This window comes from Pseudomonas sp. PAMC 25886, from assembly GCF_000242655.1.
Taxonomy (GTDB): domain Bacteria; phylum Pseudomonadota; class Gammaproteobacteria; order Pseudomonadales; family Pseudomonadaceae; genus Aquipseudomonas.
In genome coordinates this window covers 16287-31773 of sequence record NZ_AHHC01000033.1, presented here as the reverse complement: position 1 = coordinate 31773, position 15487 = coordinate 16287, and the positions used below count along the sequence as shown (strand labels likewise).

The following is a 15487-nucleotide window of genomic DNA, read 5'->3' as shown; positions in this document are numbered from 1 at the left end:
ACCGCTGTCAGAAATCTACGCCGTCACCTAACATGGCGGAAGGCGCAGCATTTGCACTGTATACGTGTGCCAAACGCCCTATGAGGTTTGCCGTGTCGACACCTGATTTGAATTTGCTGGTCACCCTGGATGTGTTGCTCGCTGAAGGCAGCGTCGCCCGCGCCGCCCAACGCCTGCGCCTGAGCCCTTCGGCAATGAGCCGGGCCCTGGCACGACTGCGGGCAACCACGGGGGATCCGTTATTGGTGCGCGCTGGCCGTGGCCTGGTGCCAACGCCGCGCGCCTTGGAGCTGCGCGAGCAGGTCAGCCAGTTGGTGCAGGACGCAGAAGCCGTGTTGCGACCGGCGGCGAAGCTGGACCTGAGCCAACTGGTGCGCACCTTCACCTTGCGCACCAGCGACGGTTTTGTTGAAAACTTCGGCCCGGCGTTGCTCGCACGTATTGCCCGGGAAGCGCCGGGCGTGCGGTTGCGTTTCGTGCACAAACCGGACAAGGCCAGCACGCCGCTGCGCGATGGCAGCGTCGACCTGGAAACCGGCGTGGTCGACAGCAGCGCCAGCCCCGAAGTGCTGACCCAGGCGCTGTTCCGCGACCGGTTTATTGGGGTAGTGCGCAAAGGGCACCCGCTGAGTGAAGGCGAAGTCACACCGCAGCGGTTTGCCGGCGGCCAGCATCTCTATGTGTCCCGGCGCGGCCATGACCAGGGCCAGATTCATCAAGCCCTGGAAGCGCTGGGGCTGACACGGGACGTGGTGACCATCGTTGCCGGGTTCTCCACCGCCCTGGCGCTGGCCCGCAGCACCGACTTGATCGCCAGCGTACCCGAGCGCCATACCGCCAACCTGCACAGCGACCTTCACCGCTTTGCGCTGCCGTTCGCGTTCCCGGATTTCACCGTGTCGATGCTCTGGCACCCGCGCCTGGACGCCGACCTGGCCCATCGCTGGCTGCGCGGTTGCCTGCGGGAGGTGTGTGCGCAATGAACCAACAGGTACACTCCGCGTCGTCATGACACGAAACACCAGGAATTCGAATGTTCAGCCTTACCCGTTACGAAACCCCATGCCCCGAGCCGATCAACGCGCAGATCCTGCAGATGGTGGTCGACTACCTGACCGACATCAGCATGGTCGCCATCCCGCCGAGCAACCTGCTGTACAACGTGTACCAGTATGCGATCGGCTATGAGGTGCACCTGTACCTGGAAGCGCTGGGCGGGTCGAAGGGCATTGCGGTTGAATTGATCGTCGCGCTGGATGCGCAGGAGCAGGTGATTGGCTTCCTGCTGTACCTGCCGGTGAAGGACGACCCCGAGGCGTGCGGCGTGGCCTACATGGCGGTTCACGCCAGCCATCGGCGCAAGGGCGTGGCGCGGGCGATGATGCAGGACATGCTGGCTCGCTACCCTCACGCAGAACTGACCTGCGCGGTGGAGAAGGTGCCGGCGTTCGAGTCCATGGGCTTTCAACTGCGCGGTGTGCGTGGCACTCAGGTGTTGATGAACACCCGCGACTACAGCACGGACGGCTTGATGGGGTTGCTGGATGTGGCGTCGATCTACAGCTCGCTGGAGGTGCGGCAGATCCATACCTACCTGCTGCAAAAGCACGGCAAGCGGGCGATGATCGATGCAGAGAAACAGCGTGATCGTCACTTCGACCAGATGACCCACAAAGCCCGGATGTTTGTGCACGCAAGGCTGGGATAACGCAGAACAATGTGGGTGCGGGCTGGCTGTGGTGAGGGGGCTTGTCCCCCGTCGGGCTCACCACAGTTTGATGGGGCTGCTTCGCAGCCCAACGCGGGGCAAGCCCGCTCGCCACAGCAAACCCGCTCCTACATTTTGATGGGTATGTCTTTTATGGCTTGGCCAGGTTCCAGTTGCCGCCAACGCCGTCACCGGTGATGTCGCCCGGCTTGCTGTCCTTGACCCAGGTGTACAGCGGCTGGCCTTTGTAGGCCCACTGCTGGCTGCCGTCGTCACGGCTGATCACGGTGTAGCCGTCGGCGTCCTTGGCACCTGCCGAGGCGGTCAGCGCCGGCCAGTTGGCCAGGCATTGGCCGTTACAGGCGGATTTGCCGGCGCTGTCCTTGGCGAAGGTGTACAGGGTCATGCCCTTGCCATCCACCAGGACTTTGCCCTTGGCGCTGTCGGCGATGTGGGCAGGGGCGGCGAAGGCCATGGTCGAAGCACACGCAATCATGACAGCGGCAGCAAGGGAGAATTTTTTCAGCATGACGAACTCCTGGGGGTTTTTCTTGGTTTGAGTACTGGCCTTGTGCTGTATTCACAAGGCGTACTCAGGTAAACACCCGCCGCGCCGGTTTATTCCCCGCCCTTGTTTAATTCTTTTAAACGCGTGCGCGATTGACCATTGCCTTGATGCTCGCAAACAGCTCCTCCTGCGCCTCCAGCGGGCTGATTTCACCGCTGGCGGCGGCCTGGGACAGGGCATCTGCCGCGCCCAGCATGCCGCGTAAAGCGGCCTGGCCGATCACGCCGTCCAGCGCAAACGGGGCGAGGGCATCCCGGCACTTGCCGAGGAAAATCACGTCGTACTCGCGCTTGATGGCTTCCAGCTCAGGGCTGCCGGCCAGCGCCGCAATCACCCCCGGAATTTCTCGCCCCTGTAGCAACACACAGTCGACATAACTCGAGGCGATCACCCAGGCGCGGTCGTCCAGGGTGGGTTCGCTGGCTTCGATCGCGGCGGCAAACACCTGGTCCTGACGCGCGTCGAAATCTTCATACAGCGCGGCCAACAGCCCCGCGCGATCGCCGAAATGGTCATACACCACCGGCTTGGTCACGCCGGCCAACTCAGCCAGATGCCCCAGTGTCAGGGCGTCGGTGCCTTCTTCGCGCACCAGTTGCCAGGCCACGTCGAGCAACTGGCGTAGCCGGTCATCCCGGGACAGGCGACGGCGAGGGGCAGGGGATTGATCGCTTGACATGCTTATATACCAAAAGTAACTTACCAACGGTAACTTAGCTCAAGCCTACTCAATTTGCCGTCCCGTCGCCACCCCCGAAGGAGTCACTGCCATGCACGCCCTGATCGTTATTGCTCACCACGACCCGCAATCCCTGACCCACAGCCTCGCCAAACAGGCCGCCGCCGGCATCACGGCCGCCGGCCACACCGTCGAAATCGCCGACCTCGCCGCCGAAGGTTTCGACCCGCGCTACAGCGCTGCCGACCATAAAGTGCACCGCACCCGCGCCACGCCGCCGGCCGATGTGCAGGCCGAGCAGGCCCGGCTCGACCGCGCCGACGCGCTGGTGCTGGTGTTCCCGATCTTCTGGTGGTCGATGCCGGCCTTGCTCAAGGGCTGGATCGACCGGGTGTTCGTCAACGGTTGGGCGATCGACTACAGCCTTGAAACCAAGGTGGTAAAAAAACTCGGCCATCTTCAGGTGCACTTGCTGGGCGTCGGCGGGGCGGATGAAGGTGTGTTTGAACGCCACGGCTATGCCGACGCGATGCGCACGCAAATCGACCATGGGATCTTCGATTACTGTGGCGCCAAGGTGCTGACCTCCGAGCTGTTGCTGGACTCGGAGAGCGGCGCCGCCGAGCAGCACCTGGAGACGGTGGAGAAGTTGGGGCGACAACTGTTCGTCACCCTGGAACCTTGCGAAACCGCCTAAACCAGGCTGCCCTGTATGAGCGTTGCCAGCTGTGCTACCGCAGCGCCTGGCGCCGGATGGCTGCAATGCAGTTCATAGCCCAGGGACGGCACCGGCGGCAGGCCGTCGAGTACACGCAGGTGCGCCGGCAAACCGATCCGGGTCCGCAAGGTCACCCCCAGTCCGGCATCGACCGCCGCCCAGATCCCGCCGACGCTGGGGCTGGTCAAGGCAATGCGCCAGGCAATGCCGGCGCGATCCAGCGCCTCGGTGGCCGCGCTACGCAATACGCAGGGCGCCTCGAACATCACCAGTGGCAGCGGTGCATCCTCGGCGCGTGGCAGTTGCGGTTGGTCCCGGGGACCAATCCAGTGCATCGGGGTTTGCCCCAGGCGTTTAACGCCAGCCGAGGTGTGGCCGGTTTCCCAGGTCAGCGCCAGGTCCAGGCTGGCGCTGTCGATCAGCGCCAGCAGCTCGGCGTTGCGGCCAATCCGCACCTCAAGGCTGATCATCGGGTACAGCCTGGCGAAGCGCCGCAGGATGTCACTGAGCACGTGCTCGCCAAAATCCTCCTGCAAGCCGAGGCGCAAGGTGCCGGCGGTCTGGGTTTCATGAAGGCTGCTGAAGACGGCGTCGTTGAGGTCCAGCAATCGTCTGGCGTGGCTGAGCAGCGTTTCGCCCACAGGTGTCAGCACCAGCCCGCGGCCGGATTTGCTCAGCACGGGTGTGCCCACCTGTTCTTCGAGTTTCTTCAGTTGTGCGCTGACGGCGGAGGTCGAGCGCCCCAAACGGTCCGCGGCTTTGGCGAAGCTGTTCAGCTCAACGCCGGTGACGAAGGTGCGCAATACATCCAGGTCAAAGGTCGGGCGACGCATTTAATAGTCCATAAAAGCGGGATGGTTGTCGCTGTTAAATCTGATATTCGGAATGATCCTGGCTTGCTAGTTTTTGCCCGTCAACTGAATTGTCGGAGCAAGAGTCCATGAGCAACAAATTTACCGAGCTGACCCGCGACGTGCTGTTCGCCGACATCTGGGAGCGTGATGGCCTGTCGCGGCGGGAGCGCAGCCTGATCACCGTGGCGGCATTGGTGGCGATGTATCGCCTGGAGCAATTGCCGTTTCATTTGCAGCGAGCGATGGGCAACGGTGTGAGCGTCGATGAGCTGGGCGAAGTCATCACCCACCTGGCGTTTTATTCCGGCTGGCCGACGGCGGCGTCAGCGTTGAACCTGTTGGCCGCCATCGATCCTGCGGAGTAACCCCCATGCCTTACGCCCGAATCTCCCTGCATCGCGGGAAATCCCCTGAATATCTGCAAGCCCTTTCCCAGGGACTGCATGACGCTCTGGTAGAAAGCTTCAAGATTCCTGTGGCCGACCGCTTTCATGTAATCCACCAGCACGAAGTGGGCGAGATGATCATCGACCCCAACTACCTGGGCGGCCCACGCAGCCACGACTATGTACTGATCGCGATCACCGGCGGCAAACCCCGTGATACCGAGACCAAACGACGGTTTTACCAGGTGTTGGTGGCGCGGCTGGAGGCTGCCATTGGGTTAAGCCCTGAGGACGTGATGGTGGTGATTACCACGACGGCGGCGGATGAGTGGTCGTTTGCGGGTGGCAGAGGGAACTGACTCAACCCTCGCGAAACAAGTCATGGGCATCCAGCAACCGATACGCAATCTCCGGCCGCTTCTCCATGCCCTTGCGAATCGCTGCCGGAATCGACTGCCGGGTCTTGCGACACAACCCCGGCAAGTCATCGATAACGATCTGAATCCCGCGCATGCTTTTGACTTCCGTATGCCCGGGTGCGATATGCACGCGGATGCCCAGTTGCTGGTGCATCAGCTGTTGCATGCGCTCAAGGTCAGGCAGGCTTTGCAGGTTTTCGAGGCGTTCGAGCAGGCGTTTTTCTTCCTGGCGCGTCAGGTGCAGGATGCGTGCATCGGCGCCGGGAAGGTCGAGCAGTTGCTCACGCTTGCAGTCGCAGGCGCCGGGTGGGCAGGGTTGGCGAATCGTCATGAAGTCTCCCTCCCGTTACCGGCGCCGTTGGCTTACCAGGTCAGATGAACCCCAAGGCTTTCCAGCGCGTTCCAGTACTCAGGATAGGTCTTGCCGACGCAATCCGGGTCCTGAATCCTGATCCCCGACACCTTCAGGCCTGCCAGGGCAAAGCACATGGCGATGCGGTGGTCGGCGTGGGTGTCGATCAGCGCGTTGCATGAGGTGCCCGCCAGGGCCGGATCGCTGGCCACCAGCAGATCATCACCTTCAATGGTCGCCAAACCCGCACGGATTTCATTCAGGCCGTCATGCAGGGCCTGCACCCGGTCACATTCCTTGACCCGCAGGTTGGCCAATTCCGTGAAGCGTACTGGCGTGTTATTGAACGCGGCCAGTACGGCGAGGGTCGGAATCGCATCCTGCATTTGCGAGCCGATGACCACCGGCTGCATCTGCGGGAATTGTGCGATCACTGCCTGGGCTTTTGCGTCGGGCTGGGTGAAATCCTGCGGGGCGACACCGAGGTCGATGCGGCCACCGGTCAGCACTTCGGCGGCCCACAAATAGGTGGCGGCGGAAGCGTCGGGCTCGATCAGGTAGTCATGGGCGGTGTAGCCGGTGGGGGCCACGCGCCAGGTGCTTTCGTCGACGATGTCCACCTGGGCACCGAAGGCGCGCATGCAGTCCAGGGTCAGGTCGACATAGCCACGGGCGCCGATGTCCTTGCCGGTCAGGGCCACTTCAATCGGGGCTTCGCCGCATGCTGCCAGCATCAACAGTGCCGACACGTACTGGCTCGACAGGCCGCCGTCGATCTCGAAACGCTTGGCCTGCACGCGGCCGGTGCCGTGCACGGTCACCGGCGGGCAACCGGTTGGGCTGTCGACCTTGATGCCATTCTGGCCGAGGGTCGCGAGCAGCGGACCGATCGGGCGTTTTTGCATGTAGGCGTCGCCGTCCAGCACCACGGTGCCTTGAACGGTGGCCACGGCGGCGGTGAGGAAGCGCATCGCGGTGCCGGCGTTGCCGAGGAACAGCGGTTGCGCCGGCAATTGCAGTTTGCCAACGCTGGTGACGACGAACGTGGTGTCGTCCGGTTCATCAATCACCACGCCCATCTGGCGCAGGGCCACCGACATGTGGCGGGTGTCATCGCTTTTCAACGCGCCGCTCAAACGGCTGGTGCCTTTGGCCAGGGCGGCCAGCAGCAGGGCACGGTTGGTAATGGATTTGGAGCCGGGGGGCGCTACCTTGCCGTTCAGTGGAAAGTTGGGCGGTGTAACGGTCACGGTTTTCTGCGAACTCAAGGTACAAGGCTCCTGCTTCAGGGCGGGTGGCGTTTGGCGGACACGAATAATCGGCCAAACACGCTACCGTTGTCGAGCGGGGATCTACGCCTCCATCCCGGCCAGCGGCTTCCAGCCCGCCAACGGTGTCAGAAAGTGCAGCTCAAAGCGGCGCTCGCTGAACGCCCAGCGCCCTTGCCGGCGTTCGAAATGGTCGTGATACAGGCCGCTGATTTGCACCTGTCCCAGTTCGTTATGGGTGCACAGGCAATCCACGGCAACCCTGGCGCTGGCGCTGTCGCCGCTGATGTCGATCAGCGGGTTGGCCATCCAGTGATGCATATGGGGCATGATTGCCCAGTTGAGGTGGGCCGAAGCAATGATTGCCGCGACACCATCATGGCAGCCGAACGCAGCGCCAAGGTCCAGCCGCGCGTCTTCGTGCCAGATACTGCGCAGCAACGTTTCGTCGCGGGAGTCGAAGGCGTGCGCGTATTCACTGATCAGGCGCTCAAGGGTGAAGCGGGTTTCCAGGTGTTCCACGCGGGTGATGAGGTCGGTCATGGCACAGGCCTTTATTGAGGAAAGTCGGTGGAGGTGGATAGCGAGCGCCAGCGCTCCAGGTCAACGCGGACCTGGTCCAGCTTGGCTTCGACGACGTTGACGGCATCGCTGCCCGCGATAAAACGCAAGGGCGGCGCTTCCAGTGCCGCTAGTTGCACGACGGCCAGGCCGAGCCGGTTGGGGTCACCGATTTGCTGGTGGTTACGGGCCTCAAAAACCGCCCGGGTGCGCGCCCGAAACTCCGCGTAATCGTGCAGCGCCCGGGTGCCGAGTTTGAGTGCGCGGCTGTCAAGAAAGTCGGTACGAAACGCCCCAGGTTCCAGTAATGTCACGTGGATACCGAACTCGGCCACTTCTTCCGCCAGTGCTTCGGAAAACCCTTCAATTGCAAACTTGGACGCTGAATACATCGAGGCCCCACGAACGCCCTTGAATCCGCCATTGGACGACATCATCACCAGATGCCCGCTGCGCTGGCGGCGCATCACCGGCAGCACGGCACGGGTGACGTTGAAGGTGCCGAACACGTTGGTGGCGAACTGGCGTTCGACGGCTTCGGGCTCGACCTCCTCGAAGGGCCCGAACTGACCGTAGCCGGCGTTATTGACCAGCACGTCGATGTGTCCGAAACGCGCCAGCGCAGCTGCTACCACCGCTTGGGCCTGTTGCTCGTCGCGGATATCCAGGCTAGCGGTCATTACGCGGTCGCCGTTGTACGTTTGATCCAGACGCGCCAGGTCCAGGTCGGTGGCCACCACCTGATCGCCATTGTCCAGCGCCGCGCGAGCGATCCCCGCCCCAAGGCCACCGGCACTGCCGGTAATCATCCAGACCCGACTCATAGCGGCATCTCACTGCAGATCCAGTCCAGGATCGAACTATGCCGCGGCGCCCAGCCCAATTGCGCGCGAGCACGCTTGGCCTTGACCCGGCTATTGGTGCCGAAGGTGTAATGTACGTGCGTCGGGTCCCAGTGTTGCTCGGCTTCCTCGGCCGGCCATGACTGCACCGCACCCAGGTTCATGCGTTTGGCCAACGCAGTGGCCATGTCAATAAAGGACGCTTCACCGTTTTCCAGAAAGTAAAACGCACCCGCCGGGGCTTTTTCCACGGCCAGCAGGAACAGCTGTGCGACGTCATCTATGTGCACGTTGGACCAGCGATTAACGCCAGCCCCGACGATACGCATCACTCCGGTTTCCCGGGCACGAGCCATCAGGAACGGCAACTGAAAGCTGTGATCCGTCAGGCCATGGCCCACACCGTAGATATTGCTCGGGCAGATCACCACGCTACGAATACCCAGCTCGGCGGCGGCCATCATGCGCAGATCGATATCGTAGCGGGCCTGCTTGGGGGGCTCGATGATGAAGGGTGTGTCTTCGTCGAAGATGTGTTCGGACAGGACATTGCCCAACGCGTCATCGCCGATGATGCTGGAGCCGCTGGTGTGGATCAGCAGTTTGCCGGAGCCACGTAGCGCCTCGATAAACGTGTCGACGGCGCCGGCGTGGTCGCTGTTGGCGGCATCGATCACGGCATCCGCTTGACGTGCTTCGTCGATTAGCAGCTGACGATCATCCAGGCTGCCGATCACCGGGGTAATGCCCAAGGCTTGCAGGCGTTCGGCTTTCTGCGGGTCGCGTAGCAGTCCGCGCACGCTGTGCCCTTGGGCGATCAAGTGATGGGCGACACTGCCGCCGACGAAACCATTGGCACCGGTTAGGAAAATCTTCATGGGGAAAAGCCTGTGGCTGGGGAACGAGCCACCACCATAGGCTTGAACAATTAGCGGAAAAACAGGCTTGAGTTCTGTTTAGAATGGACTCTAGAGTCCTTAATGGGTGCGCGTATGGAAAGCCTGAATGCCATCGGCGTGTTCGTCGCGGCGGCCGAAGCCCGCAGCTTTGTCGGTGCTGGCAGGACGCTGGGCATCTCGGCGTCGGCGGTGAGCAAGAGCATCGCCCGGCTGGAAGCAAAGTTTGGTGTGCGGCTGTTTCATCGCAGCACGCGCAGCATCACCCTCACGGCCCAGGGCACGCAGTTTGTCGAGCGTTGTCGGCGCGTGCTGGCGGAGCTGGAAGTGGCGGGTGAAGAACTGTCGCAAACCCTTGCAGCGCCTCAAGGGCCACTGCGGGTTGGGTTACCGATGATTGCCCGGCCGTTTCTTGCGATGCTCGGTGAATTCCAGGCGTTGTACCCACAGATCCAGCTGGACCTGGATTTCAACGACCGCCTGGCCGACGTGATTGCTGAGGGTTTCGACGCGGTGATCCGCAGCGGTGCGCCGAAGGATTCGGGATTGTCGGCACGCCCGCTGGGTCTTTATCGAATGTTGATCGTCGGCTCTCCGGATTACCTTGCCCGGAACGGCACGCCGCGCTGTCCGGAAGACCTGTACGGGCATCGCTGCATCCATTTCCGTTTTCCCGCCTCCGGCAAACTCCAGGCTTGGCAGATGCGCCGAGACGAGCGCGCGCTGGAGCTTGATCTGCCGCGATCGATGATCTGCAGTTCGGTGGAAGGGCGCATGGAACTGGCGGTGCAAGGCCAGGGCCTGACCTACGCCGCCGACTTCGTGGTGCGCGATGCGCTGGCGGACGGACGTCTGGTGGAGGTGCTCGGGGATTACACGTGGGAGGGCGGCCAGTTCAACCTGCTGTGGCCGTCGGGGCGGCAGGTGCCGCCCAAGCTGCGGGTGTTTATTGAGTTTATCGTCAGCAATATGCCACTGGTGCGTGGGGCGCCTGAACCCACCATCGCAATCGGTAAAACACCGCTGGTCGACATTTCCCCCGGTGATGTCGATTGCGCGCCTGATTGATCGACTACAGGCACAACAACCCGTCGCATCAGGAGAGTGACCATGTCTTACGTAGATGGCTGTGTGATCGCGGTACCCACCGCAAACCGCGAACAATTCATCAGGCACGCCAAGGCCGCCGCCGTGGTGTTCAAGGAACATGGTGCGCTGAATATCGTCGAGTGCTGGGGCGACGATGTGCCCCAGGGGCAGGTGACGTCGCTGCCCATGGCGGTGAAGCTCAAGGACGATGAAACCGTGGTGTTTTCCTGGATCGTGTGGCCGTCACGGCAGGTGCGTGATGCCGGGATGCGCAAGGTGATGGAGGACCCGCGCCTGAAGGCGGACGCCAATCCGATGCCGTTTGATGGGCAGCGGATGATCTACGGCGGGTTTGAGATGATCCTCAACACGTGAGGCGGGGTGTTCACTGACACCAGCTGTAGTCCGATCGCCTGTTACAGGGTAGGACCAACGACAAGTCCGGCGCAGGACTGCTGCGAAAACCCCGCAAAACAAGGACATGACGCGATTTGTCTGACAGAACCGTCGGGTAGACAACCCGGCGGGGTGGGCTAAGTTCAAGGCGCTTCCCATGACGGGAAGTCTTCAATCAAGGAGTGACTGAAATGAACAAACCACAGACTCAACTCAGGCATGGTCGCGTCGTGACCCCGGCGAGCCGTGGCTCGGTGGCGGTAGAACGCGGCCTGCTGGAGAACTGGCAAGTCAACGAAATGGAAGGCGGCAAGAACTTCCCGGCCCTCAGCGCCGGGCCGTTTCCGGCGCCTTATGAAACCGACGATCAAAGTGTCACGCCACCCGCCGACGGGCACATCCTCAGCGGTGGCAAGACCGATGCCCGGGACTGCGTGAACTTCACCGACGAGGAAATGAGCAAGAAGCTCAACACCCCGTTTAACTGGCCGCTGCTGAATGTTGAAGCCGGCCAGGTGTTCAAGGTGCAGTGGGACTACACCGCTGCACACGTGACCCGTGGTTATCGCTGGTTGATCACCCGGGACGGCTGGGACCCCAAGCAGCGCATCAGCCGTGCTCAACTGGAGCCCAAGCCGTTCTTCGAGGACTTCTACACCCAGGTGCCGTACTACCAGCACTCGGCTGAACTGAAGGCCAAGGTTGAACATCAAGTGACATTGCCCAAGGGCAAGAAGGGCCGGCATGTGCTGGTGTTGATGTGGATCGTGGCCAACACCGGCAATGCGTTCTATCAGGCGTTTGACGTCGATTTCAAATAGCGGCAACTGAACCTGGAGGCAACACCTGGGGTGAGGGAGCAAGCTCCCTCGCCACAGGTGTTGCGTTTAATCAGCGCTGGGCCAACCAATAATCGTGCAACGCACGGGCGGCCGGTTCGATAGCGGCTGCCCGTTGCTGATGGGCATTTACATCCAGGTCTGCCGGCAGTTCAAAGTTGTCCTGCTCGGCACACCAGGAAATTTTCTCAAACTGCCCGGCCTGTTCGGCAGGCAGCTCTGGCCAGTTGCCAATAGCGGCGCCACGGATATAACCAAAGCACCATTCTTCTGCCAGGGTCAGTGGCTGGTCCTGATGCTCGGTTTCTTCGAAACGTGCCTTGAAACCCTGGGCGTCGGTCGCCAGTTGCGTGGCGATAGCGTTCATATGGCGCACGCTCAGTTCAAGAAACCGCTTGGCTTCTTCCGGGCTTTCCCAATCCGGGTTCTGCCCACCAAAGATGCCGGGGAACCATTCGGCCACATCCACCTGCGCGGGGCTTGAGACCAGGGCCGTGAAGTAGCCGTCGAGCTCGGCCAGGTTCAGCACCGAATGGTCGTCGCCGTACTTGAGCAGGGTTTCGTCGATGAACTCGAAATCGGCGGGAGCGAGGGGTTGGTCGTGCATGGGCATATCCTTTGTGCGTGGAACGCCGCTGATGGGGCGGCTTAAAGCGCGGAGGATGGCGCGTGTCGGGGTTTTAATCCAGCTTCTTCAACGCTTTTCCCACATGACGCACAGCTTGCTCATGCACATCGAACCCGCGACCGCGAGGATGATCGGCACCAGGAAGTCGTGGTCGATGCGGGTGAATTCCGCCACCAGCACGATCGCCGTCAACGGCATGCTCATGCTCGATGCCAGGAACGCCGCCGCGCCAATGATTGCGAACGCCCCCAGCGGCACGCCGGGCCACAGCAGGCTCCAGGCGCCGCCGAGGATGATCGCGAGCAGGGCGCCGTTGGCCAGCGCCGGGGTCAGCAAACCGCCTTCGGCACCGGCCCGCAGGCTGCTGGCGGTGATCAGCACCTTGACCACCAGCAGCACGGCGGCGAGGCCGATGGTCAGCTCATTGTCGAAGCCCAACTGCGCCGGGCCCTTGCCGTTGCCGAGGATTTGCGGCAGGAAAATCGCCAGGCCCCCGATGATGGTGAAGTTGATCAGCGACAGCACCGGCAGGCGCCAGCCCCGGGCCGCATGGTTGCGGGCAGTGCCGGTCAGGCGGGTGAAGCCGTAGGCAGCCAGCCCAAACACCGGCCCGCAGGCCAGCGCCCAGGCGATCAGGCCAGGGCTGAGCACGAAGTGCGGCACCACGTATTGCGACTCCGCCCCCAGGCCGATCCAGGCTATCGAGGCGCCGATGGCCGAGGTGGCCAACGCAATTACCGCCGCCGGCCAACTGAACACACCCACCAGCACTTCGAGCACAAACACCGCGCCCCCCAGCGGCACGTTGTACACCGCCGCCAACCCGGCGCCCGCGCCGCAGGCAACGATCAACCGGTGCATGTCCGGTGCCAGGCGTGCCCGCTGTGACAACCAGGTGGCAGCCAGCGCGCCGACTTCCCGGGGCGCCACTTCACGGCCCAGGGGCGAGCCGAGGGCCACGGTGATGATTTGCAGCACGGCGTGGGCGAGGGTGGTCTTGGGTGGCATGATCGGCGCGTCCGCCGAAACCGCTTGCTTGATGCTCACCAACGGGCGGCCATAGCGGTAGATCAGCCACCAACCCACGCCCGCTACCAGGCCGCAGGTGATCAGCACCCACACCCGGCGCTCAGGCGAGGCGGCGGTGACGCCGAGCAAAAAGGTTTCATGGCTGATCAGGCTGTCGAGGCTGTAACCGTACGCCAAGTGCTGGATGCCGTGCAGCAGCAAGGCCAGGAGCATGCCGCCCAGGCCGGCACCGATGCCGGTGAAGATGACGACGAGGGCGAGAATCAGCAGCGAACGGGTCTTTGAGGGCATGGAGGGTCCAGTGAGCCGGGTTTTCGACGCCGATTCTATAGCGCAATGATGACGTTATAGCCCCGAGGTGTAATGCAAATACGCGAACGGGCGTTTCACAACATTGCATTACGTTCAGATTACTTTAACGGCCCGGCCGATTGCCTGAATCGGACCTGTCGGCTTGCCGGTTTTCGATCCGCCGGGGTTTTCCAGGGTCAGCTCAAACAACTGGTTGGGGGCCAGCGGCGGCAGTTTGTCGAGGGGCACCGACAGCGATTGTCCCGGCTTGACCAACCCCAGCGACACCGGGCCTTGCCAGTCTTCGCCCTTGGTCCAGAACTGCAAGGTCTTGTCTGCCGGTACTTCCATGATGCCCAGGGGAATCAGCTGGATTTCCTGATCATGACTCGCCTGAATCACCCAGCCCGGTGCCTGGTTTTGCGGGGTGACCAGTACCACCACATAGGCGGTCGGGTTGATGGCCGCCGTACGGGTCAGCAGCAGCGTCGCCAGAACAAGGCTCGCCGCGATGCCTGCCCCCGCCAGCCCACGCCACAGGGCGAGCTTGTTCCACCACGAAACGGGTGAGTCCTGAAGGGCTGAATGCCCCAGGCTGCGCTCGATGCGTCGCCATAAATACACCGAAGGTGTCTCGGGCTCGACCTGTTCGGTCAACGGCAGCAAACGCTGTTCCCAGGCGTCCACCGCGCTGCGCAACGCGGCGTCGGTTACCAGACGTTCTTCTACCTCGGCGCGTTGCTCGGCGGGCAGGGTGCCCAGCACGTATTCGCTGGCCAGTTCGTCGATGCTGTTCATGCCATGCACTCACGCAATGCCGCGAGGCTGCGTTTGATCCACGCTTTCACGGTGCCCAGCGGGGTGCCGAGTTTGTGCGCGATTTCGCTGTGGGAATAACCGTCTACATACGCATGCAGGATGCAGTTGCGGCGGGCCGGGTCCAGTTGTTCGAGGCAGCTGTAGATTCGCCCCGAGCGTGCCTGATACTCGAAGGTGTCGGTGTGCTCGCCCGTTTCATGTTCTTCGCCGAGGGGCACTTCGCGGCCAGTACTGCGCACGGCGTTAAGCGCCAGGTGCCGGGTCACGCTGTATACCCAGCCACGGGCAGAGCCTTTTTGCGGGTCAAAACCGGCAGCACCGTTCCATATCCTGATAAAGGCGTCATGCACGATGTCTTCGGCCACGGCCTTGTCGCGCACGATGCGCAACGCGACCCCGAGCAGCCGGCTGCTTTCCTGCTGATACAGGCGGCGCAAGGCCGGTTGTTCGCCCCGGGCGCAGGCCAGCAGGCAGGTTTCATAGTCAAAAACGGCGTCAGGCAAGGACAAGGCTTCCAGGTGGATGCCCCGGTGGTGAGCCCGGGGCGCTTTCGCAGCAGCGTAGACGACTTTGGTCAGTTGGCCGCCCAGAAGATGTAGTCGGCCTGGTACTTCACCACTTCCTGCTTGCCCTTGTTGGCCGTCGTGCATTCGGTGCTCGGCGCCACGCCGCCCTTGAGGGCTACCCGTTGAATGTACGCGACACCACTCATCGCGCCCTTGCCTTCGGCGGGGTTGGCCTTGACCAGTTGATAGGGCAGGTTGCCGGGGCTGGACGGCGCAACGGCCAACTGCGTACCAGTGACTTTCGAACCGTCCTTGGCCTGCCAGGTGGCGGGCGGGCCGAAGTAGCTGCCGACCTGCTGGCCGCTCCGGTCATTGAGCACGGCCTTGGGCCCGACAAAGAACCATTCGGTCTGGCCGGCTGCGTTGGCCTTGTCTCGGCATTCATAGGTGATTTCGCCGACCCCGGTGGTTTCCATTGCCACCTTGTGACCGTCCGGCACTTTGATGCTGTCGGGTAAACCGGTCTGGGCAAAGGCGCCCGGTGCAGCGGCGAACAGGCAGGTCAGGCAGAACAAGGCTTTGGCGTTCATGGGTGTCTCTCCATAAGGGCAGCAAGGCGCTGCTACCGGTACTACCCGC

The 15487-nt window shown here is 62.5% G+C and carries 21 protein-coding genes; 8 read left to right on the top strand and 13 right to left on the bottom strand.

Features of this window, described 5'->3' with window-relative positions:
* The first annotated feature begins 92 nt into the window (after positions 1-92).
* Together MUM_RS0110485 and MUM_RS0110480 are read left to right on the top strand one after the other, a co-directional pair.
* Positions 93-983, top strand: a complete 891-nt coding sequence (locus MUM_RS0110485) for a LysR family transcriptional regulator (RefSeq protein WP_010169669.1) — start codon at positions 93-95, stop codon at positions 981-983.
* A 50-nt stretch (positions 984-1033) separates the two neighbouring features.
* Positions 1034-1708 carry a GNAT family N-acetyltransferase gene (locus MUM_RS0110480; protein WP_010169668.1) on the top strand — a complete coding sequence of 225 codons (675 nt, stop codon included), beginning with the start codon at positions 1034-1036 and terminating at the stop codon, positions 1706-1708.
* A gap of 151 nt (positions 1709-1859) precedes the next feature.
* Here the strand turns inward: MUM_RS0110480 and MUM_RS0110475 are convergent, their stop codons facing one another.
* On the bottom strand, positions 1860-2237 hold the full coding sequence (locus tag MUM_RS0110475) for a COG4315 family predicted lipoprotein (RefSeq protein ID WP_010169667.1): 378 nt from the start codon (positions 2235-2237) through the stop codon (positions 1860-1862).
* A 115-nt stretch (positions 2238-2352) separates the two neighbouring features.
* The gene (locus MUM_RS0110470; RefSeq protein ID WP_029615838.1) at positions 2353-2955 is read right to left on the bottom strand and encodes a TetR/AcrR family transcriptional regulator; all 603 of its coding nucleotides are present in this window, start codon (positions 2953-2955) and stop codon (positions 2353-2355) included.
* A gap of 91 nt (positions 2956-3046) precedes the next feature.
* Between MUM_RS0110470 and MUM_RS0110465 the strand changes: the two genes are divergently transcribed.
* Complete coding sequence (locus MUM_RS0110465; RefSeq protein ID WP_010169665.1) at positions 3047-3652, top strand: NAD(P)H-dependent oxidoreductase; 606 nt, start codon at positions 3047-3049, stop codon at positions 3650-3652.
* Here the strand turns inward: MUM_RS0110465 and MUM_RS0110460 are convergent.
* A complete protein-coding gene (locus MUM_RS0110460; RefSeq protein ID WP_010169664.1) occupies positions 3649-4506 on the bottom strand; it encodes a LysR substrate-binding domain-containing protein in 858 nt (285 codons plus the stop codon). The genes MUM_RS0110465 and MUM_RS0110460 overlap by 4 nt on opposite strands.
* Positions 4507-4613: 107 nt before the next feature.
* Here MUM_RS0110460 and MUM_RS0110455 point away from each other — a divergent pair, with 107 nt between their 5' ends.
* Together MUM_RS0110455 and MUM_RS0110450 are read left to right on the top strand one after the other, a co-directional pair.
* Complete coding sequence (locus tag MUM_RS0110455) at positions 4614-4892, top strand: carboxymuconolactone decarboxylase family protein (RefSeq protein WP_010169663.1); 279 nt, start codon at positions 4614-4616, stop codon at positions 4890-4892.
* Between the two features lie 5 nt (positions 4893-4897).
* On the top strand, positions 4898-5272 hold the full coding sequence (locus tag MUM_RS0110450; RefSeq protein WP_010169662.1) for a tautomerase family protein: 375 nt from the start codon (positions 4898-4900) through the stop codon (positions 5270-5272).
* Between the two features lies 1 nt (position 5273).
* Here the strand turns inward: MUM_RS0110450 and MUM_RS0110445 are convergent, their stop codons facing one another.
* The 5 genes from MUM_RS0110445 to MUM_RS0110425 form a co-directional block, all read right to left on the bottom strand.
* Positions 5274-5663: a hypothetical protein gene (locus tag MUM_RS0110445; RefSeq protein WP_010169661.1), complete on the bottom strand. Its 390-nt coding sequence runs from the start codon at positions 5661-5663 to the stop codon at positions 5274-5276.
* 32 nt (positions 5664-5695) lie between these two features.
* The gene (aroA, locus tag MUM_RS0110440) at positions 5696-6952 is read right to left on the bottom strand and encodes a 3-phosphoshikimate 1-carboxyvinyltransferase (protein WP_010169660.1); all 1257 of its coding nucleotides are present in this window, start codon (positions 6950-6952) and stop codon (positions 5696-5698) included.
* A gap of 84 nt (positions 6953-7036) precedes the next feature.
* Complete coding sequence (locus MUM_RS0110435; RefSeq protein ID WP_010169659.1) at positions 7037-7495, bottom strand: nuclear transport factor 2 family protein; 459 nt, start codon at positions 7493-7495, stop codon at positions 7037-7039.
* 11 nt (positions 7496-7506) lie between these two features.
* Positions 7507-8337, bottom strand: a complete 831-nt coding sequence (locus MUM_RS0110430) for an SDR family NAD(P)-dependent oxidoreductase (RefSeq protein WP_010169658.1) — start codon at positions 8335-8337, stop codon at positions 7507-7509.
* A complete protein-coding gene (locus MUM_RS0110425) occupies positions 8334-9233 on the bottom strand; it encodes an NAD-dependent epimerase/dehydratase family protein (protein ID WP_010169657.1) in 900 nt (299 codons plus the stop codon). The genes MUM_RS0110430 and MUM_RS0110425 overlap by 4 nt, the downstream gene beginning before the upstream one ends.
* A 114-nt stretch (positions 9234-9347) precedes the next feature.
* Here MUM_RS0110425 and MUM_RS01000000132490 point away from each other — a divergent pair, with 114 nt between their 5' ends.
* The 3 genes from MUM_RS01000000132490 to MUM_RS0110410 all read left to right on the top strand — a co-directional run bounded on the left by MUM_RS01000000132490 (position 9348) and on the right by MUM_RS0110410 (position 11557).
* Positions 9348-10319 (top strand): LysR family transcriptional regulator, encoded by a 972-nt coding sequence (locus MUM_RS01000000132490; RefSeq protein ID WP_238535527.1) that lies wholly within the window; start codon positions 9348-9350, stop codon positions 10317-10319.
* A 42-nt stretch (positions 10320-10361) separates the two neighbouring features.
* Positions 10362-10715, top strand: coding sequence for a DUF1428 domain-containing protein (locus MUM_RS0110415; protein WP_010169655.1), 354 nt, complete (start codon positions 10362-10364; stop codon positions 10713-10715).
* A 212-nt stretch (positions 10716-10927) separates the two neighbouring features.
* Entirely contained in the window at positions 10928-11557 is a 630-nt protein-coding gene (locus MUM_RS0110410; protein WP_010169654.1) for a lytic polysaccharide monooxygenase auxiliary activity family 9 protein, read from the top strand.
* Between the two features lie 70 nt (positions 11558-11627).
* Here MUM_RS0110410 and MUM_RS0110405 read toward each other — a convergent pair whose 3' ends face one another.
* The 5 genes from MUM_RS0110405 to MUM_RS0110385 all read right to left on the bottom strand — a co-directional run bounded on the left by MUM_RS0110405 (position 11628) and on the right by MUM_RS0110385 (position 15438).
* Positions 11628-12182 (bottom strand): UPF0149 family protein, encoded by a 555-nt coding sequence (locus MUM_RS0110405; protein ID WP_010169653.1) that lies wholly within the window; start codon positions 12180-12182, stop codon positions 11628-11630.
* 87 nt (positions 12183-12269) lie between these two features.
* On the bottom strand, positions 12270-13523 hold the full coding sequence (locus MUM_RS0110400; protein ID WP_010169652.1) for a chloride channel protein: 1254 nt from the start codon (positions 13521-13523) through the stop codon (positions 12270-12272).
* Between the two features lie 114 nt (positions 13524-13637).
* A complete protein-coding gene (locus MUM_RS0110395) occupies positions 13638-14321 on the bottom strand; it encodes an anti-sigma factor (protein WP_010169651.1) in 684 nt (227 codons plus the stop codon).
* Positions 14318-14845, bottom strand: a complete 528-nt coding sequence (locus tag MUM_RS0110390; RefSeq protein WP_010169650.1) for a sigma-70 family RNA polymerase sigma factor — start codon at positions 14843-14845, stop codon at positions 14318-14320. The genes MUM_RS0110395 and MUM_RS0110390 overlap by 4 nt, the downstream gene beginning before the upstream one ends.
* Positions 14846-14916: 71 nt before the next feature.
* Positions 14917-15438, bottom strand: coding sequence for a DUF3455 domain-containing protein (locus MUM_RS0110385; RefSeq protein WP_010169649.1), 522 nt, complete (start codon positions 15436-15438; stop codon positions 14917-14919).
* Positions 15439-15487 lie beyond the last annotated feature (49 nt).

Bases quoted from the DNA above. Each gene is read 5' to 3' on its own strand.
- MUM_RS0110415 (WP_010169655.1), top strand. From the start codon at position 10,362: ATGTCTTACGTAGATGGCTGTGTGATCGCGGTACCCACCGCAAACCGC.
- MUM_RS0110385 (WP_010169649.1), bottom strand. From the start codon at position 15,438: ATGAACGCCAAAGCCTTGTTCTGCCTGACCTGCCTGTTCGCCGCTGCA.
- MUM_RS0110465 (WP_010169665.1), top strand. From the start codon at position 3,047: ATGCACGCCCTGATCGTTATTGCTCACCACGACCCGCAATCCCTGACC.
- MUM_RS0110475 (WP_010169667.1), bottom strand. From the start codon at position 2,237: ATGCTGAAAAAATTCTCCCTTGCTGCCGCTGTCATGATTGCGTGTGCT.
- MUM_RS0110450 (WP_010169662.1), top strand. From the start codon at position 4,898: ATGCCTTACGCCCGAATCTCCCTGCATCGCGGGAAATCCCCTGAATAT.
- MUM_RS0110425 (WP_010169657.1), bottom strand. From the start codon at position 9,233: ATGAAGATTTTCCTAACCGGTGCCAATGGTTTCGTCGGCGGCAGTGTC.
- MUM_RS01000000132490 (WP_238535527.1), top strand. From the start codon at position 9,348: ATGGAAAGCCTGAATGCCATCGGCGTGTTCGTCGCGGCGGCCGAAGCC.
- MUM_RS0110455 (WP_010169663.1), top strand. From the start codon at position 4,614: ATGAGCAACAAATTTACCGAGCTGACCCGCGACGTGCTGTTCGCCGAC.
- MUM_RS0110435 (WP_010169659.1), bottom strand. From the start codon at position 7,495: ATGACCGACCTCATCACCCGCGTGGAACACCTGGAAACCCGCTTCACC.
- MUM_RS0110400 (WP_010169652.1), bottom strand. From the start codon at position 13,523: ATGCCCTCAAAGACCCGTTCGCTGCTGATTCTCGCCCTCGTCGTCATC.
- MUM_RS0110395 (WP_010169651.1), bottom strand. From the start codon at position 14,321: ATGAACAGCATCGACGAACTGGCCAGCGAATACGTGCTGGGCACCCTG.
- MUM_RS0110430 (WP_010169658.1), bottom strand. From the start codon at position 8,337: ATGAGTCGGGTCTGGATGATTACCGGCAGTGCCGGTGGCCTTGGGGCG.
- MUM_RS0110445 (WP_010169661.1), bottom strand. From the start codon at position 5,663: ATGACGATTCGCCAACCCTGCCCACCCGGCGCCTGCGACTGCAAGCGT.
- MUM_RS0110470 (WP_029615838.1), bottom strand. From the start codon at position 2,955: ATGTCAAGCGATCAATCCCCTGCCCCTCGCCGTCGCCTGTCCCGGGAT.
- MUM_RS0110405 (WP_010169653.1), bottom strand. From the start codon at position 12,182: ATGCACGACCAACCCCTCGCTCCCGCCGATTTCGAGTTCATCGACGAA.
- MUM_RS0110410 (WP_010169654.1), top strand. From the start codon at position 10,928: ATGAACAAACCACAGACTCAACTCAGGCATGGTCGCGTCGTGACCCCG.
- MUM_RS0110460 (WP_010169664.1), bottom strand. From the start codon at position 4,506: ATGCGTCGCCCGACCTTTGACCTGGATGTATTGCGCACCTTCGTCACC.
- MUM_RS0110480 (WP_010169668.1), top strand. From the start codon at position 1,034: ATGTTCAGCCTTACCCGTTACGAAACCCCATGCCCCGAGCCGATCAAC.